A 24,044-nucleotide genomic window follows, 5' to 3' on the forward strand; every position below is an offset into this window, starting at 1 on the left:
TTAATTTGCTTGGTCCTTTTGCTTTGATGAAAACAATTACATAATTGCGATCACAAGAAATTTTAAGGCAATTTAAGACGTTTGCCTTATTAATGAATATAATTTCAGTCCTAATTTGCGGTTGTTCGGATAAAATGTGATAATAAGATTGTAGTTAGATTCTCCAAATTTTGAGAGGTGACATAATATGAGTGTAAAAAGTAGCTCTGTCGAAAGACAAATGGGCTTTTGGAGTATCGTACTCTTTGGGGTCAACGGGATCCTGGGATCAGGAATCTTCTTACTCCCTGGGCAAGGATATAACTTGTTTGGGCCAGCAAGTATTCTCGCGTTACTGGCTGATGCCGTATTAGTCTTCATGATTGGACTTTGTTTTGCGGAATGTGCCGGGCGGTTTAAAGAAACCGGTGGTGCTTATTTGTACGCCAAAAGGGCATTTGGACCGTTCATTGGTTACGAAGTCGGGGTCGTTACATGGGCCATCCGGATTATTGCTGAAGGAACCTTGTATGTGGCGATTGCCACTGCGATCGGTGGTGTTTATAAGCCATGGGCGACAACCACGGCCAAAAACATCATTGTAACAATCATTGGTATTATTTTAATTTGTATTAACATGACCGGTGTTAAGACTTCAGCGATCTTTAATAACGTGGTCACGGTGGCTAAGTTAGTCCCAATTCTTTTAGTTGCAATTGTTGGATTATTCTTCTTACATCCGACTAACTTTACCCCATTCTTCCTCCCTGGAAGTTCGGCAAATGGCTTTGCGAATGCCACCATTACCTTGTTCATGGTCTTCACTGGGATTGAATCATTAGTAATTACTGCCGGAAATATGAAGGATGCTTCGAAAAACCTTCCACGGGCGTTACTGCTGGTAATTATTGTGGTCGCTTTAATCTACATCTTAGTAGTTGTTTCCTGTGTCGGAATCTTAGGGAGCGGACTTGCTAAAAGCTCAGTTCCCCTCCAAGATGCAGCTCAAGCCGTCGCTGGACGAGCCGGAGAAGCAGTCATCATTGTCGGGACGTTCCTATCAATGGGTGGTTTAGCACTGAACTCCTCGTTCATTTCACCACGGTTAGCCGCTTCCTTAGCTGATAATCATCAAATGCCAAAGAAGCTCGGTGCAGAAAATAGTAAAGGGGCACCATACGTTGCCATTGTTATTCATACCCTTCTTGCCATGGCGATTGCCTGGTCAGGCTCATATCTAACACTAGTTAACATTTCAGTAGTATCACGATTTGCTCAATACATTCCAACCTGTATCGCAGTCCTCGTCTTTAGAAAGACGATGCACGATAAGAAGTCTTCATTCACCATTCCTGGTGGTTGGATTATCCCAATCTTAGCGGTAATTGTATCTGTTTGGCTATTAGCTCATGCCAAACCATTCCAACTCATTGCTGGTTTCGGTGCATTAGTAATTATCCTGCCGTTCTACTTTATCACCGGTCAAAACAAGCGTGATAAGGCAATGAAGGAACAGGGAAAATAGTTGACATTTTAATAAAAATCAAAAATCCTCCAGAGTCTGGAGGATTTTTTTTGCCAATTTTAGCTTAGTCACTGAACAGGCTCGGGTTCGCCTTTGTTGACTTTAGTAATTCAACAAATACAGTCGCATCATCGTCATCGCTGATGCCACAAGTTTAATTTCCGACGACGCCCCAATGACATTCGCCACTAAGGATAACTGTGATTGGAAAGTACTGACGCAAATCTGGTAATGCGGTAGTTGCCGAAAACCGCCAGATAAGACCACACCCTGCGTCGTTGTCCCAGCAAAATGCAATCGACGATCATCAACAACTGCCAGATTGGTGTAGGCAATTTCCCTAACATGGTAATTTTGCTCAACATCCGCCTGCAATTGTTGCACTGTTGCCCCATTTGCTAAATTTTTCAGCATGGGACGAAATGATTCTAAGAATGAATAATGCTCTTTTTCACGGCTCATCGCTTGATGGACCTTTTTGGTTGTCTCAAACAAGCTCTCATTCAATGGTGCTGAAACACTAATATTATACCGGCCCGTTAAATTTTGAACCCGGAGTTGACGTTGCTCTTCAATCGGTAAATACTGGCGCATATCAGTGGGACATGCTAAGTTGATTTCGTCCACGCCACAATACTGTTGGATCGTTTTGCCAAAAGCTGCCATCAAAACATCGTTTAGTGTGACCCCTGCCTGTTTCGTTTTGCTATGAAGCCTTGTTAATTCTTGCGTTGTCAATTTTTGCTTAACAACGCGATATTGTATTTGACTCTTTTGCTGGTTAGCTAATTCTGGCATAAATAACGCCTGAGCAGGGTGATCATTATTCGAAGCACTCGGCCTTACACATTGAATTAACTGTTGAATCCCATTAATATCCTGATGATTAACAATCTTGATTTCGTCAGTGCTGTTATATTCCTGGCAAAGAAGATAGAGCAACTCTTTAAAACCAGCCCCATCAAATAAAATGTGGCTACCGTAGATCACTAGTTTCTTTGGTGTCACATAAATTGCCCATTGTGGCTGTCGTTCCCAATCAAGTTTTGCTGCCGCTTTCTCTTGGTGAGTGTTTTCAAAATGAAGAACATCATTCAACACAAAGTTACCGCCCAGAAACTGGTTATTAGACAAGTTATACTTCTGCATTAATTCTGGAATAATGTGATGCACCCGATCAACCGCGTTAATTAGTCGGTCATGATCTAATGGGGCGCTAATCTCAATTTCAGCGCGCACGATCGGATAAAGATGATCAAAACCGATTGTATGTAAAATGTTTAATGGATCTGCCATCTCTTCACCTTCACTTTATTTTGCTCAAAAAAGAGACTGGGTCTGCATAACCCAGTCTCCTAATCTTAAATTTCATTCAACATTTTAAAGTTGACTAGTTAATTCACGAACCAATGGTTTACCAGAAACAAGGTTCTTGACATCAGAAACACACTTTTCACCCATCCCGTGAAGACATTCGTAAGTGTAAGCAGAAGTGTGTGGCGTAATCAAGAAATGATCATCATGCAAGAATGGATGATCACCTGGAACCGGTTCAACTTCCATAGCGTCGGCAGCATACCCAGCCACTTGACCAGCCTTAACAGCGTCCATCATTGCTTGTTCATCAATCAGCGCACCACGGGCATGGTTAACGAAGTAAACGCCTTTCTTCGTCTTCTTCAGCGCATCAGCATTGATCATGTGGTAATCGTCATCATCCAATGAAGCATTCAGTGAAATGTAATCACACTTAGCAAGTAGTTCATCCAAAGGAACCCGCTTTGCCCAGGTGTTCTTAGCCCACCATTCATCTGAAGTTGCTGGATGTGGATCAGTAATCAAGACGTCACCGCCGAAGAAGTGGAATAATTCAGCGACCCGACTACCAATGTTACCACAGCCAATGACCCCAAATTGTTTACCAGTAAATTCATTTCCCATAAAGTGGGCACGATCAGCATAGTGACCTTCACGTTCCCGTTCTGCAGCCGCTGGTGCTTGACGAGCTAATGCCATCAAGTTAGTTAAGGCAGCTTCAGCGACGGCATTCCGTTCAACTAACGGTGGCACAATGGTAACCTTAACCCCATGCTTCTTGGCTGCTGCAATGTCTACACTGTTGAAGCCAATTCCGTGACGGGAAATCAATTGCAGGCCATCCATGTTGTCAAAGAATTCTTCGGTAAAGTTAGGGGTGACACTGGCAATAATAATATTGTAACCATTTAACTTAGCAGCCAAATCCTTACCAGAGATGTCTGGGTCAACCATAAACCGATCAACTTGACCAATCTTTTCAAGTTCTGCCCAGTGTTCTTTAAAAATTTGTCCGAAACTACTTGAGTTAACAACAGCAATCTTATATTCAGTCATAATCAAATTATTCCTCTCTTTTTGATTTGGTTAGTCAAAATCTTTACTTTCTTCAGCTAAATGCTTTTGTAAAGTGGCACGAATCGTCCCTTTACCAGCCAACATATCCTTGAAGTCACTTTCAATCTTATCACCTAATCCAACTTCGTAAAGGTCATTACCGAAAATGGCCTTGTTGGAAAGGATCCCCTTAACCGCATCATGAACGTCTTGGTCAGGGTCACCAAATTTAATACCGGCAACTTGACCGTGTAAGTCATCCCACAGCGGATCCGGACTTGGCTGGAACTTCTCGCCTTCATCATTAATTCCCATCAGGTAACGTAACCAAGTTGCAATGACTAATGGGATGAAGTTTAGATCAGCTGGTTGGCGGTTTGGATCATCAACATAGTGTTGAATTGTGACTCCATAACGAATTCCCACCTTTTGTGAAGTATCAGCAGCAATTCGTTGTGGTGTATCTGGAATGTAGGGATTTGGCAACCGCTTGTTAACTAGTTCATCGATAAAGTCACGTGGGCTCAGTACTTTTGGATCCTTTACAACTGGTAAGTCTTCACCATAACCAATTTGAAGAATCAACCGCTTCATATCAGGATCTTGTACTTCGGATGAAATGGACTTGAAGTCTAAAATTGTTCCATAAATGGCTAAAGCAGTGTGCAAGGGGTTTAAGCAAGCCGTAACTTTCATTTGATCGGCTAAGTTAACCGTGTCACGATCAGTCATAATGACACCATCATCTTCAAAGGCCGGACGACCGTTTGGAAACTTATCTTCAACAACCAGGTAATGGGCTTCTTCAGTGTTAGTAAATGAAGCAATTGTGGTGTGTGATTCAGTGTGAATAAGGTCAGCGTCTTCAAAGCCATCCTTCTTCAAAGTTTCAGAAACTGTGGCAGAAGGATTTGGTGTGATCCGATCAATCATTGATAACGGGAATGAGACCTTAGTATCATCTGACAGATAATCAATGAATTCTTGATCAACGAAGCCATTATCTTGCCATGCCTTTGCAATCGTTAAGACACTATCCTTTAATTTATCCCCATTTTCGGAGAAATTATCCGTACTCAAAAGCGCGATTGGTGCAGCACCGTTCTTAAACCGTGACAACAACAGCGTAGCCATTAATGACATGTTATTTTCTGGCTTAGCTGGGCCATTCTGAATATCACGAGCAACCGGTGCAAAGAAGTTGCCCTCTGCATCCTTTAAAGCATAACCCTTTTCAGTAATGGAAAAAGTGGCTAATTGTAAGCTGTCTTGATTAAAAATCTTCTTGAGTTTTGTCAAGCTTGAATCGTCTTCGGTTGCCGGACCAGCGTAAATTGCATCCGCCACCGGAGCAAATAATTCGCGTTCTTGTGAACCATCAGCTTTGGTAATTACCCGCAGCATCCGATTGTTGAACTTCTGATAAACATTTTTAATAATACTGTCATCGTGGGTATCAACTACAATAATGCCTGAATCTAACTTGCCGGCATCAATTAAATGACTCGCAATGGCAGCGTGGAATGCGCGGAAAAGATTACCGCCACCGAAGTGGACCCAACGAGGAGCCTTTAACGTTTTTTCAGTAATTTCTGTTTGGCTATAAGTTGGAACCTTGATGCCAGCCTTCGCAAAGGCCTGTTGATCCTGCTTGTAGTCATCCGTAATTTTAACCATAAGATCCCTCCATAAATGATAATGGATAACTGATATATTAGTATTACCTGAACACGCTTTCATTATATCATGAGGGAACTTATTGTCAATTTATTTTCCATTTTTCATCAATTTTTTGAAGTTTAAATTTTAATTTAAGAAAGCGTTTTATTTATTGATACATAAATATTCGCATGAATGTTGACGGTGTCAAAAAAACATTTTACACTGTAACTATGGATTATCTGATATATCACTTTTCATAACAACCAATTCACATCTATATATTAAGGAAGGTATTAAAATGAATTACATCGTTGGTATTGATATTGGGACAACCAGTACTAAAGCCTTACTCTATGACATTAACGGTAAAATCTTAGCAAAGGCGAACAAGGGCTATACCCTATATCAAAATAAGCCTGATATGGCTGAAGAAGACCCGGACGACATTTTCAATGCAACGTTACAAGCCATTCAAGAGGTCGTAACTAAAGCGCAATTAACTGATGGACAAGTCGTTGCCATTTCCTGGTCAGCACAACAGCATAGTCTCATTGCCCTGGATGAAAACTATAAACCATTGACCAGAACCATTACGTGGGCAGATAACCGGGCTGAAAAATACGCTCGTGAATATAAAGAAAACGGCAAAGGATTAGAAGTTTATAAGCGCACCGGTTTACCAATTCATCCAATGGGACCATTTTATAAACTGCTCTGGTTAAAGAATGACCATCCTGAACTTTGCACGCGAACTGCGTTCTGGGTTGGGATTAAGGAGTACGTCATTTGGCGCTACACTAACGTCCTCGCCGAGGAAACTTCGATGGCAGCCGCAACTGGACTGTTAAACATGAAAACCCTTGAATGGGATGACGAAATCCTGAAGATGGTAAACGTCAAGAAAACCCAATTACCAACGCTCGTCCCGACTACTCATTCCATTGTTGGAATCCGTTCTGAATATGCCAAAGTCATGGGCGTACCCGATGATGTCCATATTGTGATGGGGGCAACCGATGGTGCATTATCAACCATTGGTGTAGGTGCCTTGGAAACTGGTACCCTCGCAATTAATATTGGGACTTCGGCTGCGGTTCGTTCCTTTATGGACAAACCATTAATTGATCCCAAGGCGCGGCTATATTGTTACCCAATTATGGAAGGTAAGTACTTAGTTGGGGGTCCAATTAACAATGGTGGAATTGTCTTTAACTGGGCGCATGATGCGCTCTTCGGCGGTGAACAAGAAACTGCCAAACTTCTTCAGCAAGATTCATACGACATTCTCACAAAGATTGCGGAAACTGTGCCGGCTGGTTCCGCTGGTTTGTTATTCCACCCTTACCTTGGCGGTGAACGGGCTCCATTATGGGACGCCAATGCCCGCGCATCATTCTTTGGTCTGAATCGGAACCACACTCGGGCTCACATGATTAGAGCCGTTCTGGAAGGAATTGTTTTCAATCTTTACATGACCACCTTGGCATTGACTGAAGTCACCGGTGATCCTAAAGACATCCTCGTTGCTGGTGGATTTGTTCGTTCTTCACTTGGTCGCCAAATCATGGCTGATATCTATGAACACGAAATCACCATCCCTGATTCATACGAAAGTGGTTGTTTGGCTGCTATGTACCTTGCAAAAATGAGTCTCGGGCTTGAAAGTGATCTGCAAGGAATTACCAAGTACATCGGTAAAGAAAAGAAGTACCAGCCAGACGAACACAATTACCCAATCTACCGAAAGCTCATTCCAATCTACATTCGGCTAAGTCGGGAATTAGCGAGTGAATATGACGACATTGCCGAATTCCAACGCGAATTTCCGAAACTATACAATAAATAAGATCGCCACAAGCTGCAAGAGAGTGAAACAGAAGACGTCACTGACTTCTGTCTTGAATCTCCGAGAGCACAAATAGGGCTTCAGAGTTCGGTTATACCGGACACTGGAGCCCTATTTACGTACCACGGCGTTGATATTTGCACTTGGTAAAATAACTAAACGTCGCTTTTTCTTTTACTACAGTTAGTCTTTCTTAAAGTTTAGCCACCGGTCACGCAAGTAGCCAACAATCTCCTTTGGTCGCCGATCACGGGTGAAGACTCCCTTCATATTCTCCGCACCAATCCGAATCATTCCAGAATCAGTCGTGAAGTCCGCAAAGTTCCATAACTGCTCGCCCTGCACAAAATCAAATTTATCAAAAATTGCAAAATTAGCTTTGTAATAATCAATTTGATATTCTTCTGAATATGGCGCGTGCAATAGTGAATGTAGTCCAGCCACCGTATCAGCCCCAAATTCAGTAAACAAGATTGGCTTTTGGGGAAATTTTTCGTGCCACTTAACTAATTCAGCTTCGAGGTCATGTTTGGCACCTATTAGATCATCTAAATTAAGGTACCAACCATAGTAACGATTAAGACAAATAACATCTAGTAAATCACCAACTAAATCCTTATCAGCGTTAGCTACGCCGATATTTACCATCGTAATCGGTCGTTTTTGCGGATCTAATTTTCTCGTGTAATCAATAATTTTCTTAAAGTATTCGTGAGCACCTTGTTCATGACTCGCTGGCTCATTGGCCACCGACCACATTACCACGGATGGATGATCATGATCCCGTTCAACCATTTCACGAAAAGCGCGCTTATGATTATCCATCGTATTCAGATGATCCCACGTGTTCCCTGGCGGGAATTCATCACTGCCACCTAACGAAACTTTAAAAGTTTCATAGATGCCAACTGCTGGGCATTCATCAATCACGACAAAGCCTTCACGATCTGCCTGGCGCATCGCTTCTTCAGAATATGGATAATGGGAAGTTCGAAATGAGTTCGCACCCATCCACTTCATAATTTGGTAGTCCATATTTACCAACGGCATATTTTCGCCTTTCCCATGGGCGAGGGAATCTTCATGACGACCAAAGCCCTTAAAGTAAAATGGCTCACCATTAATCAGAAAGTGATCATCCTTTACTTCAATGGTCCGCACTCCAAATTCTTGCGTATAAGTGTCTAATAACTCATCAGCTTGATTGTAAAGGCTAATGACCAATTGGTACAGATATGCATTGAGTGGCTTCCACCGGTGCGTATGACTAATTTCTAGCGCACCCGTTAGTGACGAACTCTTAGCGACAATTTGGTGATCTTCATCGACAATTGCAATCATGGCGTGGTCATAGTTACCACTAACGTTAATCACTGGGTGAACCATTGTCTTAGCACCTTCAGTATCATAGTTCACCTCAATGTGTTCGAGATGCGTCTTATTGGTCGTGTAGAGTTTGACCCGCCGATGAATACCACAATAGTTATAAAAATCAAACCGCGTTTGCATTTTGTAACTACCATCATCTTTTTGTTTAAGGTCGGCCGTTGGAATCGTCGAATTATCCAATAGATTAGAAACCCGAACTTTCAAATCATTGGCACCCGCTTTGAGATGACGAGTGACATCAATCTCAAAGGGGGTAAAGCCACCGACATGAGTCGTCACTTGTGCTCCATTCACGTAAACTTCACAGCTTTGACTCACCGCCCCAAAGCGCAAAACATTTCGCTTTTTCAATTGATCTTGCGGAACATTAAACGTCGTTTCATACCAAAAATAACCTAGATGGTTACGTAGCTGTTTATCCATCGTCTGGTCGTTAAATGACGCTGGGACGGACATCCAAACCGTATCTTTTAATGGTACTTGCGGGTCAATTGACGTGGTTTCCGCCTTAAATTTCCACATGCCTGATAAATCTTCGACGGTTCGGGTAGCGGTTTGTTCTGGATATAACATCTGATTTCCTCCTCTTTACTATCTAACTAGTGCTGGTTTTTTCGGATCATACTGCCAGTGGGGGATTAAATACTGCATCGCTTTGGCATCATCACGAGCACCCAAGTGTTGGTCAACATACAACTGGTGCGCCGCTTGAACGGCTGACAAGTCAACTTCGACCCCGAGCCCTTCATTATGAGCATCAACATGAACTTGTCCATCATGAATTTGATATGGCTGCTTAGTCAGCGCCTGCCCATCTTGCCAAATCCAGTGCGTATCAATTGCATTGATATGACCTGGGGCGGCAGCGGCAGCATTAACTGCCATGGCTAGTGAAATATCAAAGTGATTATTCGAGTGAATTCCCCAATTCAATCCAAAGGCTTGACAAACCTTAGCAACTTCAACGGATCCTTGCATCGTCCAAAAGTGTGGATCAGCTAATGGAATGGAAACCGCATTAAGAATTAGCGAACTAGCCATTTGGCGCCAGTCAGTATCTACCATGTTAGTTGCGGTTGGAATATGCGTTCGTCGCTGAAATTCAGCTAAAATTTCGCGCCCTGAAAAGCCATTTTCTGCACCACATGGGTCTTCAATGTAATGAAGCAAGCCCTTCATTTCGGTTGCATAATGGACCGCCTCAGCTAATGACCAAGCACCATTCGGATCAATATCGAGTTTGGCCGCGGGAAAGGCCCGATGCAGAGCCTTCATCACTTGAACTTCCTTCTCCCCAGCTAGTACGCCGCCTTTCAATTTGAAAGTGGTAAACCCGTAACGATCATAAGCAGCTTGAGCTTCATGTACAATTTGCTCCGGAGTTAGTGCTGGCTCTCGGCGAACCCTTCCCCATTCACCATGTTGGTGATCATCACCAACATATGGTAAATCGGTTTGATGACGGTCACCAATAAAGAAAAGGTAACCCAAGACTGGGACATCTTCTCGTTGTTGACCATTACCAAGCAATGCCGCAACTGGTTCATGTAGATACTTACCTAGCAAATCCAAGAAAGCAGTCTCCACAGCTGTTTGGGCATGGATAGTCGTTCGTAGATCAAACGTCTGATTTCCGCGACCACCCTGATCTAAATTACCGTATTGGTGACCAATTTTCTGAAGAACGCGCTTGTAATCACCAATCTTAGTGCCCACCACTAACTGGCGACTAGCTTCAAGCACGCGAGTAATCTTTTCTCCGCCAGGGACTTCACTTACCCCAATATCACCGTTTGAAGCGTGCATAATCACCACGTTTCGTGTAAAGAATGGTCCATGCGCGCCGCTTAAATTCAGTAACATACTATCATAACCGGCAACGGGATAGACTTCCATTGCTTCAATCACTGGTACTGCCATTTACTTCATCTCCTAATCAAAACGACAGTTATTTATCGAATATTGACTAGCCGAAAGATCATTAATTACCTTGAGTGGCCGCATGATTTTGCCGTTATGGTCATCTGGTCGTAAGTCATACTCCACCATTTCACCAAGCGGCCGTTGTAATGCTAATGTGACTTGTTCAAAACGAATATCCCTAATCACACCAGCTTGGTAACCAGCAAGCAAGATCCCATTTTCTGCTCGACACTTAACATTTTTAAAGGTAACATTGCTAATTGTCGATCCGGCTAGTTGAGTCTTCGGCTCACGCGGTAACAGCGTAATGTAAATCGGCTCCCCAGATCCCCACCATTCTTTACTGTAATGTTTAGTGGCAATGTCAATATCTTCAAAAATAATGTTACGAGCACTGCCGGGATCACGTAACTGAAAGGCGAGTCCACGATTCGTATCCCGAACGACCAGGTGACGAAAAACACAATTACTAAAATTGCCAAAGCTGGAACTACCAAATTTTACCGCTGAGCTTTGCGTGATAATCCGGCAGTTGATAACAGTTAAATTCTCAACATCGCCATATTGACTAGTTTCTTCAGTACATTTCGGACAAATGGCATCGTCACCGGTATGAATTTGACAATCATGGATATAAGTGTTCTTACTCCGGTCGACATCAACACCATCCGTATTTGGCATCCGCACTTCATTTTCAATCGTCACATGATCAATTTCCGTGTTCAAATCGCCAACTAAATGAACCGTCCAGAACGGCGAATTCTGGATTGTAATTCCTTGAATCAGAACATCACGACAATTTTCAAAATAAATCATCATTGGACGTGGATACTTATAAAATTTTAAGTGCACTTCATCTTCCTGGTTCGGCAGAATAAATTGTTGGTAATTACCATCAATCGTTCCCTGCCCAGTAATTGCAATGTTTTCTTGTCCATCAGCATAAATCAAACCGCTAATCGGCGTCTCATTTTTCAAGAGTTCAAATGGCCCTGGTCGGTGATGATAATGCTCTTCATTCCCGCTGCCGAGTAATTTAGCACCCGCGGCTAAATGCAGATCAACGTTACTCTTTAAAAGTAAGCTATCAATTACATAACATCCTGCAGGAATGACGACTTGGCCACCGCCATGCTGGCTACATTGATCAATTGCCGCTTGAATTACGCTAGTAGCATTCGTTGTCGTGGAGAGGCCTGGATTATTTTCTAAAACATTAATTTGCATATCTCCTGACTCCTTAGTCCAAAAATGGAGAGTAGTAATTGTGCTACCCTCCATTTTTTCATCCACTTTACTTCAAAGTAATCGTGTATTCGAATGGTTTCGTTTCGCCAGCTGCCAATTTTAAGTTGCCTTCTTTATCCATAATGTCAACTTCATGACCGGCAATATCTGGTAGGCCAGCAAATGGTTCAAGGCAGACGAACGGTGCGTTGGCGCCTTCCTTCGTCCACGTACAGAAGTAACGGAAGTCATCCAGATTCAAGTGGATGGAATGCTTCGTCTGCGGTGAACTTAACGTAACCCCTTCGATCCCGTCATTTTCAATAATGATCAGTCCATCTTCATACATATCATGATTCAAGTCGATATGACTACCATTAGCTGCGGCTAACTTAATAATCTTGCCGTCGCGGTATGGATTCGGCGTCTTCACAATTTCATATTGTTTCAAATCCAGACCCGCTGGTTCAAAGTCTAATTGATAATCATCAAACTTACCTTCGCCATTAATTGGAATATTGAAGGCTGGGTGGGAACCAAGGGCAAAACTCATTGTCTTGTCACCTGTATTTTGAACATCAAAGTGGAAGGTTAAACCATTTTCCGTCAACGTCCAAGTAATAGTAAGCTTAAAGCTAAATGGGTAATATTGTCGAGTTTGTTCATTGTCCGTTAAGCTCAAAACTAACTTGGTCCCGTCATTAACATCGACATTGAAGTCTTGATCAGCCGCAAACCCATGTTGAGGCATTTCATATTCTTGACCGTTATAGAAATACTTATCCTTTTCCGAACGGCCAATCGCCGGAAAGAGGACAGGACAATGCTTAGGCCACACCGGATCATTGTTCCAAATATAGTCAAAATCATCGGTCTTGTTATATAAGTGCGTTAATTGGGCACCATGCTCATCAACAGCAACTTTAAATTTATCGTTTTCAATTACTTGCATGTTAAAATCCGCTTTCTTTAACTTACTGGGGAGAAACGAAATTAATTACTGAATGTCGCCGAATTGGAAGTAATCATGAGCATTGTTGTAAGCAATGTCCTTGGCCATTTGTCCCATGAATTCTTCATCCGCAGGAGCTTCACCATTTTCAATTAGACCGCCAAGGTAGTTGCACAATACCCGACGGAAGTATTCGTGACGAGAGTATGAAAGGAAGCTTCGTGAGTCGGTCAACATACCAACAAAGTTACCTAACAGACTGTTTTCCGCCATCATGTGCAGTTGCAAGTCCATTCCACGACGAGTGTCGTTAAACCACCAAGCACAACCCAATTGCAGCTTTTGCTTAGTTGCATCTGCATCAACGCCGTTACCGTAGAAGTCACCCATTCCGGAGGCTAATTGCATCCAGTCATTTGGATTCAAAGAGTAGAGAATCAGCTTTGGAATGTTGTCTTCTTCTTGCATGTTTTCCAGCAACTTCATGATTTCTTGGGCAAAGTCAGCTTGCGTCCCCATGGAGTCACCTCCACAGTCAGCGCCAATCTTAGAGAATAACTTAGAGTTACCGTTTCGGACAACGTTACCGTGGAACTGCATCGTCCAGTCATACTTCTTGTTCAACCGCATCAATTCTTGGATAAGAGCGGTTAAGTAAACATCAACTTCATGATCAGTTAAGGCGTCATTGTTAAGACCCTTTTGGAAGACCGCGTTGACTTCACTAGCTGAAGCAGGAACAAAGTGGAACGTGTTAATTCCGTGGTCAGACAGCTTACCACCTAATGAGCTGAAGTATTCATACCGTTGGTCAAAGGCCTTTGCTAAGTCAGCAAAATCGCTAATGTTAACCCCGGCAACATTACCTAATTCTTTGATATAGTCACCATAGCCATTGTCCTTAATATTAAAGGCTTTGTCAGGACGCATTGCTGGTAAGACTTTAAAACCGTTGTCCTTTTCTTCCTTCTTCAATAGCTTATGGTACTTCAAGTCAGAAGCTGGGTCATCAGTGGTGCAAACAACCTTAACGTTCATCCGTTGCAACAATTGCCGTGGACGGAATTCAGGTTTAGCTAATTGTTCATTAGCTTTGTCCCAAATGTCCTTGGCATTCTTTTCATTAATCGTATCAGTAATGCCAAAGTAACGGCGAAGTTCCAACGCAGACCATTCATATAATGGGTTACCAACTGCTTTTTCCATCGTCTTGCAGTATGCCTTAACTTTTTCGAAGTCATCGCCGTCACCAGTAATCAAGCTTTCTGGAACCCCATTGGCCCGCATTAAACGCCACTTGTAGTGGTCACCAGCATTCCCTTCGTTAATCCAAACCCGAGCTAAGTTCTTGTAGTTCTTATTTTCATACATTTCTTGTGGGCTTAAATGACAGTGGTAGTCAATAATCGGCATGTCTTTGCTGTCGTTAAATAGTTTTTTAGCCCAGTCATTTGTTAATAAAAAGTTATCATCAATTAATCCCATGATTATTGCCTCCATTATTATTGAATCGAAATCAAATCTTTCATCGTAAATTCTAAGTTAACGTGATAATCCGCATGCTGAGGATTCCGATAATGAACCTTTGCTTGACGAGTTTCACCATCAAACCACCAGCCTTCATCAGCTGCTTCATAATCATCTTTCTTCAAGAACCGGTGAAGTTGGGTCCCATCAACCGTGACATTAATCGGCGCCATTTGCGGACAGTAGACTGAAAGGTTCATCGTTTTAACCTTTGTTTGGTAATCGCCCTCACGATGGAAAGTGATGTTAACACCATCTTGATGAGCCTGTGCCATAATATGCGTCAGCAACCGTTTACCACGCTGGTAGTCCATTGTCTCGCCATCATCTTCATAGATGGTGAAACTAGCATCCTGTGTTGGTTCAATCAACACGTCTAAATCTGTAATGGCTTGTTTGTGAATATTGGTTAGTCCCAACGCCCGCGGAATAACCGCGCCACTCCGCATAAACATTGGGATGGATCCCATATCAACAGGAATTGTAATCGTTTGTCCACCGGCATACCGTTGATTAGTGTGCAAATCAATCCAGTAAGCACCTTGTGGAAGGTAAACTGATTTCTCGGTTTGACCCTTTTCAACCACGTTCGCCACTAGCAAAGAGCTACCAAGCATAAATTCGAAACTCTCTTCACTGACGTTTGGATCATCCTGGAATTCATATACCAGCGGTCGCATAATTGGTGCTCCTGTAGTATGGGCTTCATAAAGCAGTGAATAGAAATAAGGTACTAATTGGTACCGCAACTGGATTGCCTGAGCAATGTACTTTGTATAATTTGGATACATGTATGGCTCAGTAACCGTATTATCAGTATTAGCGGAATGGATTGAGAACCGTGGTTGGAAAATTCCATTTTGAACCCACCGGACCAGCAATTCAGGTTCAGGTAGCGGGCCAAAGAATCCACCAATATCACAACCTTGGTTGGCAACACCAGATAAGCCCATCCCCAGGATCGTTGGAATATTGTACTTCAAGCTATCCCAACTCGTGTTGTTATCGCCGGCCCACGTTTGTGCATACCGTTGAATGCCAGCAAAGCCAGCTCGGTTAATCACATACGGCCGCGCATTCGCATCATATTCATGAACAGCATTTTGGGCCACCTTTGCCATGATTGTTGACATTAAAGGTCGGACATCATCCATTTTATGGTCCTGATGGCCTTCCATATTGATTTGAGCATTGCCATCGACCGTTTCGTATTCATTATTATCATTCCAAATCGAAGTAATCCCATATTTTAATAACGACTTGGTTAAGTAATAAGTCCAGGCTTTTCGACCCGCTGGATTAGTAAAGTCAATAAAGTTGGCTGGACCGCCCCAATATTGATTAACCTGATCCTTTTGTCCATCATGATCTTTGATAAATGCGTCCCGCTTAGAGAAATCTTCATTATCGGGATGTTTCTGCAGGATTCCGGGCTTAACGTTTGGTGCCAACAACGCACCGCGCTCCTTCAAATCATCAACAAACCCTTGCGGATTAGGGAACCGTCGTTTATTCCAGCGGAAGAAGAACCGCTTTTGGGTTTCTTCATCCACCACGTATCCGGACGATAGGAAGAAACCATCGCAAGGAATTTGATTTTGCTGACAAGTATCAACAAAATCCAGAATGGCTTGATCATCGCCCTCTTCAAGTTCCGAATAAAACATTGTGGAACCCATGTAACCAAGCGACGACATTGGCATCATTGCACTCTTCCCGGTTAAGTCCGTGTAATGTTCAACGACGTCCTTAATTGTTGGCCCACCGATGAAGAAGGCATCTAATTCACCACCATCAGTTTCAAAATAGCTGTACCGTAACCAGTAATTGCTGTGTTCACAGTCCATATCAAAAACTGAATCGTTAGAATTGTTGTAGAACATGCCGCTTGCAATCTGATCATCAGTATTGAAATCAATATAGAACGGAATCATCTTGTACAACGGATCTGATCGTTTAGCATCCCAGCCAAGCGAGTCAGTATTGTGCATCCGCATCCGCCGTTTATATTTATTTAAAACCCCTGACTTTTCACCAAAGCCATAGAACTTTTCGTGATCACCCATTTGCGAATAGTGAATTCGTCGACCATTGTCGTCTTCTACATACGGGCGTTTTGGTAAATCCTTATGAACTACATGGCCATCTTGATCCACGATTTCTAAGTAGAATGGATCATCATAAATATGAAGAGTGTATTTACCATTCGTCACTGTGTAGTGACCATCATCCGCCGTCTGCAAGTCGATTGAAATCGGCTGCACCCGTTGCCGTTCATCCTTCATAAATTCGTCGGTCCGGTCTGGCCAGGCCGTCTTAATCAATGCATATGATTCTTCAGGACTAAATTCATCATCAAAAGTTGCGCGAATTCGAATAATATTTTCATCAAGTAAGTAAATCCGAAAGTTCGCACCATTTGTTTCAAGATCCAAATAATCGTGATGATTATCTACTGCAAGTAACTTAGTACTATTTTTCATTTTTAGCCCCCTAAATAATGAAAGTTAAAGCCCTCCAACCATATGCCATGATGGTTCTAAGTAAAACTAATACATCAGATTGAAAGCTGATATAAATTAGTATTTGACACATAGTTTACCGATAGCTTCAGTTGAAGAATACGCTTTCATTTGTTATCTGTCAAGCTCCATTACTTTCATATATTTACCCTATAGAATTGATTTCTACTATTCTATGGGGTGATTTTATGAACATAATAATTCGTTAGATTAAAATTAATTTCTAAAAATAGTATTGAAAGCGCTATCTTTTTGTGTTAGAGTTCAAGGTGTCAAAAGGGATTATAGATTTTCACATAATCTGATATGTCAGTTTTGTGAGTAATATAGTTTTGCAATTATTTTCAAACTTTCTATAAAACCTTGATATTCTATTTCTCTTATTTCTTTTTGGAGGTTTTATTACTATGGATAATAATGGTCAACGCACCGTTACCATCAAAGCCCATCCATTCGACTGGCGCGATAAGATTGGGTACATGTTTGGTGATATCGGAAATAACTTCTCATTTAACGTTGTTAACTCATTCTTAATGATCTTCTACACCAACGTTTACGGTTTAACTGGTTCACAAACTGCGATTGTGTTCCTGCTTGCTCGAATCGTTGACGCGATTTCTGACGTTGTTGTTGGACGACTTGTTGATAACAGTAAGCTACATAAACGTGGCCGGTTCATCCCATGGATGCAACGGATGCAATATCCATTGTTAATTGCCTTAGTATTGCTCTTCGTTCCAATGGTTAAAGATTGGCCAATGGCAGCTAAGATGGCTTGGGTATGGGTTACTTATATTGCATGGGGTGTTCTTTACTCAACAGTTAACATTCCTTATGGTTCACTTGCTTCTGCCATTAGTAACAACCCAGATGACAAGACTTCCCTTTCCACTTGGCGTTCAATTGGTTCTGCTTTAGGTGGTTCAATTACTTCTTACGTTATCCCACTGTTCATCTACATTGGAGCAACCAAGAAGATTTCTGGAATTCGTTTCTTCCAAGTTGTAATTGTTTGTGCCATCCTCGGTTGGATTTGTTATGAATTAACCATTCACATGACGACTGAACGTGTTCAAACTCACAAATCTGCTAAGATTGCTCTTTCACGCATTATGAAGTCAATGCTTGAAGACCGGGCTTTACTTGGCTTGGTATTAACAGACCTTGTCTTGGTTGTTAACCAAAACTTAGCCGGAACCATGATCACCTATGTTTACAATGACTACTTTAAGAACACCGCAGTTATGGGCTTGGCATTAGTTGTTAACACCGCAACGGTCATCCTACTTTCACCATTTAGTCATTACATTGCCACCCGATTTGGTCGGCGGAATTCTTCAATTGTTGGTCTAATCGTTAGTTTCGTAGTTTACTTAGTATTATTTATTGTTCGGACCCACAATGCTTATGTTTACTTAGCATTTATCTTTGTTGGTTCACTTGGTTTTGCCGTATTCAACCTACAAGTTTGGGCATTTATCACTGATGTTATTGATAACATTGAAGTACGAACTGGTGACCGTGAAGACGGAATTGTTTATGGTGTGAACTCCTTTGCTCGTAAAGTTGCTCAAGCCATCGGTGGTGGTTTCGGTGGATTTATCCTGAGTTACATCGGCTACAAGTCATCAACTTCCGGTGGGGCTGATCAAACGATGCACACCATCAACGGTTTATACAGTGTGGCAACATTAGTTCCGGTTGTTTGTTCCTTACTAGCAATTCTCCTACTATTCTTCGTTTACCCACTTACTCGGGATAAAGTTCACGAAAATGGTCGCATTCTTGCGGAACGGCACGGTGCTGATGCAGCGGAAGAGACATCAACTAAATAAGTTGCTATCCACTCAATTGATGGATGGTTAATCCGTTAGCGACTGGGATACAACCCAGTCGTTTTTTTAACCAACTACTTGAGGAGTGAGGTTCACAAATAATGAATAATGATACGCTAGACCTTACAACCGGCAAACCGTTGATTAGAATTTTGCAATTTTCAACTCCGCTAATTTTTGGAACTCTCTTCCAACAACTGTATAGTTTTGTTGATTCAATTATTGTCGGCCATTTTATTAGTGCCAATGCGCTTGGCGCGGTTGGTGCTACTTACTCATTAAATTTCTTAATCATCGGCTTTGTTCAAAGTTTTTGTGTTGGATTAGGAATTCCAATTGCACAAAGTTTCGGTGCCCATCAAAAACGGGATTTACAAAATTATTTTTGGAACGGATTCTACCTTAGCATTCTGATTAGTATTTTCTTTAGCGTATTGATGACTATCTTTACACAACCAATGCTAACAATGATGAAAACACCACAGCCATTACTACACGATGCCGTAGTGTTTATCAAACCACAGTTTTTATTTATCTGGGTAACCGTCTTATACAATTTTTCCGCTAGTGTACTTCGTTCACTGGGCGATTCAAAAACGCCTTTTTATACATTAGTCTTAGCTAGTCTTTTAAACATTGTGATTGATATATTGCTCATCGGTGAGTTCCATTGGGGAGTAATTGGTGCGGCGGTTGCTACCATCGTTGCACAAACCATTAGTGGCCTGATGAATGTGATTTGGTTAGTCAAGACTTCTAGCATTATTAATTTTACTCATCCGCAACTTAAATTTTCCGTTAAACACACTTGTCGACTCGCTTACATTGCCTTTCCAATGGGCATTGAATATTCAATTTCAGCGATTGGCGCCATCATCATGCAATTTGCAATCAATAGCCTTGGCACAATCTATGTAGTCTCGCAAACTGCTGGTGAAAAAATTCGTCAAATGTTTACCTTACCAATTGAAAGCGTTGGGATGGGGATGTCAACATTCATTGGCCAAAATTTTGGTGCCCATAGTATGAAACGGATTCGTCAAGGACTTAAGGACGGGATGAAAATTCAGATCGTCTACTATGGTTGCTGTTTGGTGATCATTATGCTCTTTGCTAACCAGCTTTCCAGGTTAGTTATCGGTAATCACCCAGAATTAATCTATCTATCCAGCCTTTATTTGCGACTAATGAGTTGCACATTTTTCTTACATGGTACATTAATGATTTACCGTTACACATTACAGGGACTCGGCTTTAGCTTGCAAGCAATTTGGGCGGGCGTTAACGAACTTATCGGCCGTTCCGTGGTTAGTATCATTGCAATCAGCCTAAATAGCTTTATTGCTGTCTGTTTTATTAACCCAGTAGCTTGGGGATTGGCTGGCGGCTATTGTTGCTGGATGGTTTATCACCAACTGAAAAAAATTTCTTTTCCTTTTACAAGGCAGACAGATCTAGGGTAAAATTCAAATAAATAATTTTTATAATAATCAAAGGAAGCATTCAGCATGGACACTAATATTCGCAGAGATGCCTATGATCAAATTAAATATAAAATCATCCATTTTCACTACCTCCCTGGGCAAAAAATATCTGAAAAAATGATTTCAGAATCACTAAATCTGGGACGAACGCCAGTCCGCGAAGCCCTTATTCGGATCGAGCGTGAAGGGTTAATTGAAGTCATTCCCCAAAGCGGGACTTACGTGACGATCATTAACCTTGCCACTGCAGAAAATGGCCGTTTCGTTCGCGAATGCATCGAACCAAAAATCATGCTAGAAGCCATGACCAAACTTAACCAAAAGGGTTTAATGCACTTCTTGGTCAATATGCAAAAAGAGCGTGAGGCTGCCCAAGCAGAAGAGCCCGATCACTTTTTTGATCTCGACCAGGATTTCCATCATGAATTCTATAAAATTGCTAGCAAGAACGATGTTTGGGATTGGCTCCAATTAAACAATACCCAATTAAATCGTTTTCGTCGCCTGCGTTTAAAAGCAACAGACTTAAATTGGCGCAAGTTAGTTGACCAACATCAACAACTATTAAAAGCCGTCCAGGAACAAAACGTAGATAATTTGGATTATTTGATTCATGCACATTTACACTTGATGCTCGAAGAGAAGGCTTTAGTAACCAACCAATTCCCGGCTTATTTTGGGATTGAACATCATTAAAGAAGGTGGTAATTATAATCCTTTTCAGAAAAATTGTAATCGTCCCCATTGAATTTAATCAATAAAAGGAGAACATTATGTCAAACGAATTTAAAAATGAATATTGGACTGTCACTGCCGGTGATCTTTCAAAAAAGCGCACACCATTGAACGCACCACAAACTACTGACCACCCGACTGACGATGCCGCAAAAATTGTTGTCGACCCTTCGCAGAAATTTCAAGATTGGTTAGGCGCGGGAGCTGCAATTACCGACTCCACCGCTAAGTTGATCTGGAACCAAAGCACTGAGCAACGAAACCAGTTGCTTCATGAACTATTCGATCCAGAGCAAGGGGCGTTCTCCATGATTCGCGTACCTATGGCCTCATGTGACTTCCAAAGCCAAGATAAATACTATTCCTACGATGATGTCCCATTTGGTGAACATGATCATGACTTAGCGCACTTCTCAATTGGTACGGGAACCCCTGGTGCACCAGACGCGACTAAGGATCTTAAGTACATCGTGCCAGTTCTTCAAGAAATTGTGAAAATCAATCCAGCCATTAAAATCATTAGTTCACCTTGGTCTGGACCAGCTTGGTTAAAAAATACCGGTCACTTAAGCCAAGGTGGTCGGCTACGCTTCGGTGAATACACTGGTAATGGATTTGCTCATAAAGATCACTTTGAAGCAGTCTATGCTAATTACTTTGTGAAGTATATTGATGCTTATGCTAGCTATGGTATTCCAATTTACGGCTTAACCATTCAAAATGAGCCCTCAAATGCTGCTAAATGGCCGGCCATGATTTGGACATTTAAGCAATTAGCTGAATTTGGTTACAAGTACCTGCGACCGCTCTTAGATGAGACCCATCCTGACGTTAAACTTTACTACTGGGATGGTTCACTCAACGTCCTTGACAAACCACTGTCTGAATACATTACACCACAGGAAGCGAGTGCCTTTGATGGATTTGCTTTCCATACTTACGACGGTCCCTACACTAGTCTCTTCAAAGTGAGCCGCGAATATCCAAACTGGAAGCTAGCAATGACTGAACGGCGTTGCCTGTACTCCGATACCGTTGAAGATGCTTCACACATCATGTTTGGTTTAATCGGTAACTGGTTAGTTCGCAATGGCTTGAACTTTATTACCCTCTGGAATCTTGCGTTAGATGAACGCGGGTTACCGAACGCCGCCGGTTCCACTGGTCGGCGTGGGGTCATCACAATTGATCATACAACTGGTAAAGTACAACGGAATCTCGAATACTATATGCTGCGCAACTTATCACAAGACATTCCGGTTGGCGCAGTGCGGATCGGTTCATCTAGCTACTCACCAGATGGTTACACCGGTGGCATTTCCTCCACTGCCTTCTTAAGCGATGACGGATCAATTGCAGTGCAGCTTTATAACCCAACTGGTCAAGAATTACCGGCAAGTTTATACATTAACGGCCATTCAACCAAGTGGCAAAACGTAATGGTCCCAGCTTGGGGAACCGTTACTGTTCATAAATCTAACGGGTCAATGAACGAAAGTAACCCTCGGCCAGATGAAGAATTTGAATTAAACCCAACCAAGCTGGGCCTTTCTGATGATAAGGCTCCTGGTAAGGGCATTAACGCCAAGAAAAATAATTTAGTATAGTTATAAAAAGAGGTTGAGCATTTTATTGCTCAACCCCTTTTTCATGTCCCGATAATTATCGCAGATTTCGCCAAAGCGAACCTCGACTCTGTTGCCTCAACACGATGATCATCACTCTAAAGTGCATAAAAAAAGCGATATTAACCGGTTGATCGATGACCAACGAACAACATCTTGTTCAGCGATGAAATCAAATTCCACTGGAATGGTCGTCAATATCGTGTCAAGTTGCTTCCCGGGCAATTGGCCACCATGTAACTTAATTATTGCCATTTTTCTCCAAAAAAGAGGCCTCGCTACGCAAGAACCCCCCTTCTTCAAATGGTAATTATTTGACATCTAATTGCTTGTTGTCAGTCGCTGTCCGAACTACCAGTACATCACAAGGTGCATTTCGTTTCACAAATGAGGTCACAGAACCAACCATTGCGCGTTGTAAACGTGACATTCCACTGGCCCCCATGATCAATAAATCATTTTTGTGGTCTTTTGGAAAATCAAACGCAATCACCGTTTTCGGATTGCCAAGCCGAATGTGAATATCAATGTTATCGAAATCATTATTTTGCTTAACCTTTTTAAGCAAATCCTTTAGATAATCAGTGGCCTTATCTACCAACTGGTAAGCAATACTACCATCTGACATTCCGGCAAAATTATACGCCATCGCACGTGTATCAACAACATTCAGCACGTCAATATGGGCATCATTACGCTTAGCGGAAATAACTGCCTTTGCTAACGCTTCTTCTGCTTGCTTAGAGCCATCTACCGGCACCAAAATATTCTCGTATCCTTGATCCATAATCAACTGCCTCCAATCAATCAACTATTGCTACTATTTTACCACATTTATTTTATTTCAATGTATTAATAACCTGGCGGATTAACGCATCGCAAACGAAAATTGACTTCACTTATAAAGTAGCATACAATCAATACTAATTAAGAACTTAATTATATTAAGTTTGCGTCGGCTAACACTTTCTTTATTGTGAGGACTACTTAATGGATCAAATCGATAAAAAAATTCTCAACATGCTCCAGGCAAACGCACGTGTTTCACTAAAGGAGCTTTCTAAGGCCTGTTTTATTTCATCACCGGCGATCGCCGCACGTATTACTAAAATGGAAGAATCCGGTATTATCACTGGGTACCACACCAGTATCGACCGCGAACAGCTTAACTACCATGTCAAAGCCTTCATCATGGTTCAATTAGAGCCCAATCAAAAGGATGAATTTTATCCCTATATTCAATCAATCCCTAACGTGATCGAATGCAATTGCATTACCGGTGATTACTCAGAAGTGATGGAAGTCGTCTTCCCATCAACCAAAGATTTAGATGACTTCATCAATGAGATTCAAAAGCGCTTTGGAAAAACCAGTACGCAAATTGTGTTTTCCACCAGTGTGGAGCACCGGGGCGTCAAATTAGATGATCATTAATTAAAC

Annotated in this window: 17 protein-coding genes; 7 read left to right on the forward strand and 10 right to left on the reverse strand. The window is 41.9% G+C overall.

The window, feature by feature from the left end:
- The first annotated feature begins 187 nt into the window (after positions 1 to 187).
- On the forward strand, positions 188 to 1,504 hold the full coding sequence (locus tag Q0C76_RS01395; RefSeq protein ID WP_295728736.1) for an APC family permease: 1,317 nt from the start codon (positions 188 to 190) through the stop codon (positions 1,502 to 1,504).
- A 102-nt stretch (positions 1,505 to 1,606) separates the two neighbouring features.
- Here the strand turns inward: Q0C76_RS01395 and Q0C76_RS01400 are convergent, their stop codons facing one another.
- The 3 genes from Q0C76_RS01400 to Q0C76_RS01410 all read right to left on the reverse strand — a co-directional run bounded on the left by Q0C76_RS01400 (position 1,607) and on the right by Q0C76_RS01410 (position 5,554).
- A complete protein-coding gene (locus tag Q0C76_RS01400) occupies positions 1,607 to 2,800 on the reverse strand; it encodes a hypothetical protein (RefSeq protein ID WP_295728738.1) in 1,194 nt (397 codons plus the stop codon).
- Positions 2,801 to 2,884: 84 nt separating this feature from the next.
- Complete coding sequence (locus Q0C76_RS01405; RefSeq protein ID WP_295728740.1) at positions 2,885 to 3,877, reverse strand: D-isomer specific 2-hydroxyacid dehydrogenase family protein; 993 nt, start codon at positions 3,875 to 3,877, stop codon at positions 2,885 to 2,887.
- Between the two features lie 30 nt (positions 3,878 to 3,907).
- Positions 3,908 to 5,554, reverse strand: a complete 1,647-nt coding sequence (locus Q0C76_RS01410; RefSeq protein ID WP_295728743.1) for a mannitol dehydrogenase family protein — start codon at positions 5,552 to 5,554, stop codon at positions 3,908 to 3,910.
- Between the two features lie 283 nt (positions 5,555 to 5,837).
- Here Q0C76_RS01410 and Q0C76_RS01415 point away from each other — a divergent pair, with 283 nt between their 5' ends.
- Positions 5,838 to 7,385, forward strand: coding sequence for a gluconokinase (locus Q0C76_RS01415; protein WP_295728746.1), 1,548 nt, complete (start codon positions 5,838 to 5,840; stop codon positions 7,383 to 7,385).
- A 183-nt stretch (positions 7,386 to 7,568) separates the two neighbouring features.
- On the opposite strand, the gene uidA is transcribed toward Q0C76_RS01415, so the two are convergent.
- The 6 genes from uidA to Q0C76_RS01445 form a co-directional block, all read right to left on the reverse strand.
- Entirely contained in the window at positions 7,569 to 9,347 is a 1,779-nt protein-coding gene (uidA, locus tag Q0C76_RS01420; protein WP_295728749.1) for a beta-glucuronidase, read from the reverse strand.
- Positions 9,348 to 9,365: 18 nt separating this feature from the next.
- Positions 9,366 to 10,694, reverse strand: coding sequence for an enolase C-terminal domain-like protein (locus Q0C76_RS01425; protein ID WP_295728751.1), 1,329 nt, complete (start codon positions 10,692 to 10,694; stop codon positions 9,366 to 9,368).
- A gap of 12 nt (positions 10,695 to 10,706) precedes the next feature.
- The gene (locus Q0C76_RS01430) at positions 10,707 to 11,924 is read right to left on the reverse strand and encodes a glycoside hydrolase family 28 protein (protein ID WP_295728754.1); all 1,218 of its coding nucleotides are present in this window, start codon (positions 11,922 to 11,924) and stop codon (positions 10,707 to 10,709) included.
- A 67-nt stretch (positions 11,925 to 11,991) separates the two neighbouring features.
- Positions 11,992 to 12,876, reverse strand: coding sequence for an aldose 1-epimerase family protein (locus tag Q0C76_RS01435; RefSeq protein WP_295728757.1), 885 nt, complete (start codon positions 12,874 to 12,876; stop codon positions 11,992 to 11,994).
- A gap of 45 nt (positions 12,877 to 12,921) precedes the next feature.
- A complete protein-coding gene (gene uxaC / locus Q0C76_RS01440) occupies positions 12,922 to 14,361 on the reverse strand; it encodes a glucuronate isomerase (protein WP_295728760.1) in 1,440 nt (479 codons plus the stop codon).
- Between the two features lie 17 nt (positions 14,362 to 14,378).
- The gene (locus Q0C76_RS01445; protein WP_295728761.1) at positions 14,379 to 16,886 is read right to left on the reverse strand and encodes a TIM-barrel domain-containing protein; all 2,508 of its coding nucleotides are present in this window, start codon (positions 16,884 to 16,886) and stop codon (positions 14,379 to 14,381) included.
- Positions 16,887 to 17,332: 446 nt separating this feature from the next.
- Here Q0C76_RS01445 and Q0C76_RS01450 point away from each other — a divergent pair, with 446 nt between their 5' ends.
- The 4 genes from Q0C76_RS01450 (at position 17,333) to Q0C76_RS01465 (ending at position 22,586) form a co-directional block, all read left to right on the forward strand.
- Positions 17,333 to 18,760: an MFS transporter gene (locus tag Q0C76_RS01450; protein WP_295728763.1), complete on the forward strand. Its 1,428-nt coding sequence runs from the start codon at positions 17,333 to 17,335 to the stop codon at positions 18,758 to 18,760.
- 101 nt (positions 18,761 to 18,861) lie between these two features.
- On the forward strand, positions 18,862 to 20,223 hold the full coding sequence (locus tag Q0C76_RS01455) for an MATE family efflux transporter (RefSeq protein WP_295728766.1): 1,362 nt from the start codon (positions 18,862 to 18,864) through the stop codon (positions 20,221 to 20,223).
- A 45-nt stretch (positions 20,224 to 20,268) separates the two neighbouring features.
- Positions 20,269 to 20,940, forward strand: a complete 672-nt coding sequence (locus tag Q0C76_RS01460) for a GntR family transcriptional regulator (protein WP_295728769.1) — start codon at positions 20,269 to 20,271, stop codon at positions 20,938 to 20,940.
- 77 nt (positions 20,941 to 21,017) lie between these two features.
- Positions 21,018 to 22,586 (forward strand): glycoside hydrolase family 30 beta sandwich domain-containing protein, encoded by a 1,569-nt coding sequence (locus tag Q0C76_RS01465; protein WP_295728772.1) that lies wholly within the window; start codon positions 21,018 to 21,020, stop codon positions 22,584 to 22,586.
- A 328-nt stretch (positions 22,587 to 22,914) separates the two neighbouring features.
- On the opposite strand, the gene Q0C76_RS01470 is transcribed toward Q0C76_RS01465, so the two are convergent.
- Positions 22,915 to 23,391 carry a universal stress protein gene (locus tag Q0C76_RS01470; RefSeq protein ID WP_295728774.1) on the reverse strand — a complete coding sequence of 159 codons (477 nt, stop codon included), beginning with the start codon at positions 23,389 to 23,391 and terminating at the stop codon, positions 22,915 to 22,917.
- A 203-nt stretch (positions 23,392 to 23,594) separates the two neighbouring features.
- Between Q0C76_RS01470 and Q0C76_RS01475 the strand changes: the two genes are divergently transcribed.
- Positions 23,595 to 24,038: an Lrp/AsnC family transcriptional regulator gene (locus Q0C76_RS01475; RefSeq protein WP_295728776.1), complete on the forward strand. Its 444-nt coding sequence runs from the start codon at positions 23,595 to 23,597 to the stop codon at positions 24,036 to 24,038.
- Positions 24,039 to 24,044 lie beyond the last annotated feature (6 nt).

Source organism: uncultured Limosilactobacillus sp. (assembly GCF_934202705.1).
GTDB lineage: Bacteria > Bacillota > Bacilli > Lactobacillales > Lactobacillaceae > Limosilactobacillus.

Bases quoted from the DNA above. Each gene is read 5' to 3' on its own strand.
- Q0C76_RS01395 (WP_295728736.1), top strand. From the start codon at position 188: ATGAGTGTAAAAAGTAGCTCTGTCGAAAGACAAATGGGCTTTTGGAGT.
- Q0C76_RS01400 (WP_295728738.1), bottom strand. From the start codon at position 2,800: ATGGCAGATCCATTAAACATTTTACATACAATCGGTTTTGATCATCTT.
- Q0C76_RS01405 (WP_295728740.1), bottom strand. From the start codon at position 3,877: ATGACTGAATATAAGATTGCTGTTGTTAACTCAAGTAGTTTCGGACAA.
- Q0C76_RS01410 (WP_295728743.1), bottom strand. From the start codon at position 5,554: ATGGTTAAAATTACGGATGACTACAAGCAGGATCAACAGGCCTTTGCG.
- Q0C76_RS01415 (WP_295728746.1), top strand. From the start codon at position 5,838: ATGAATTACATCGTTGGTATTGATATTGGGACAACCAGTACTAAAGCC.
- uidA (WP_295728749.1), bottom strand. From the start codon at position 9,347: ATGTTATATCCAGAACAAACCGCTACCCGAACCGTCGAAGATTTATCA.
- Q0C76_RS01425 (WP_295728751.1), bottom strand. From the start codon at position 10,694: ATGGCAGTACCAGTGATTGAAGCAATGGAAGTCTATCCCGTTGCCGGT.
- Q0C76_RS01430 (WP_295728754.1), bottom strand. From the start codon at position 11,924: ATGCAAATTAATGTTTTAGAAAATAATCCAGGCCTCTCCACGACAACG.
- Q0C76_RS01435 (WP_295728757.1), bottom strand. From the start codon at position 12,876: ATGCAAGTAATTGAAAACGATAAATTTAAAGTTGCTGTTGATGAGCAT.
- uxaC (WP_295728760.1), bottom strand. From the start codon at position 14,361: ATGGGATTAATTGATGATAACTTTTTATTAACAAATGACTGGGCTAAA.
- Q0C76_RS01445 (WP_295728761.1), bottom strand. From the start codon at position 16,886: ATGAAAAATAGTACTAAGTTACTTGCAGTAGATAATCATCACGATTAT.
- Q0C76_RS01450 (WP_295728763.1), top strand. From the start codon at position 17,333: ATGGATAATAATGGTCAACGCACCGTTACCATCAAAGCCCATCCATTC.
- Q0C76_RS01455 (WP_295728766.1), top strand. From the start codon at position 18,862: ATGAATAATGATACGCTAGACCTTACAACCGGCAAACCGTTGATTAGA.
- Q0C76_RS01460 (WP_295728769.1), top strand. From the start codon at position 20,269: ATGGACACTAATATTCGCAGAGATGCCTATGATCAAATTAAATATAAA.
- Q0C76_RS01465 (WP_295728772.1), top strand. From the start codon at position 21,018: ATGTCAAACGAATTTAAAAATGAATATTGGACTGTCACTGCCGGTGAT.
- Q0C76_RS01470 (WP_295728774.1), bottom strand. From the start codon at position 23,391: ATGGATCAAGGATACGAGAATATTTTGGTGCCGGTAGATGGCTCTAAG.
- Q0C76_RS01475 (WP_295728776.1), top strand. From the start codon at position 23,595: ATGGATCAAATCGATAAAAAAATTCTCAACATGCTCCAGGCAAACGCA.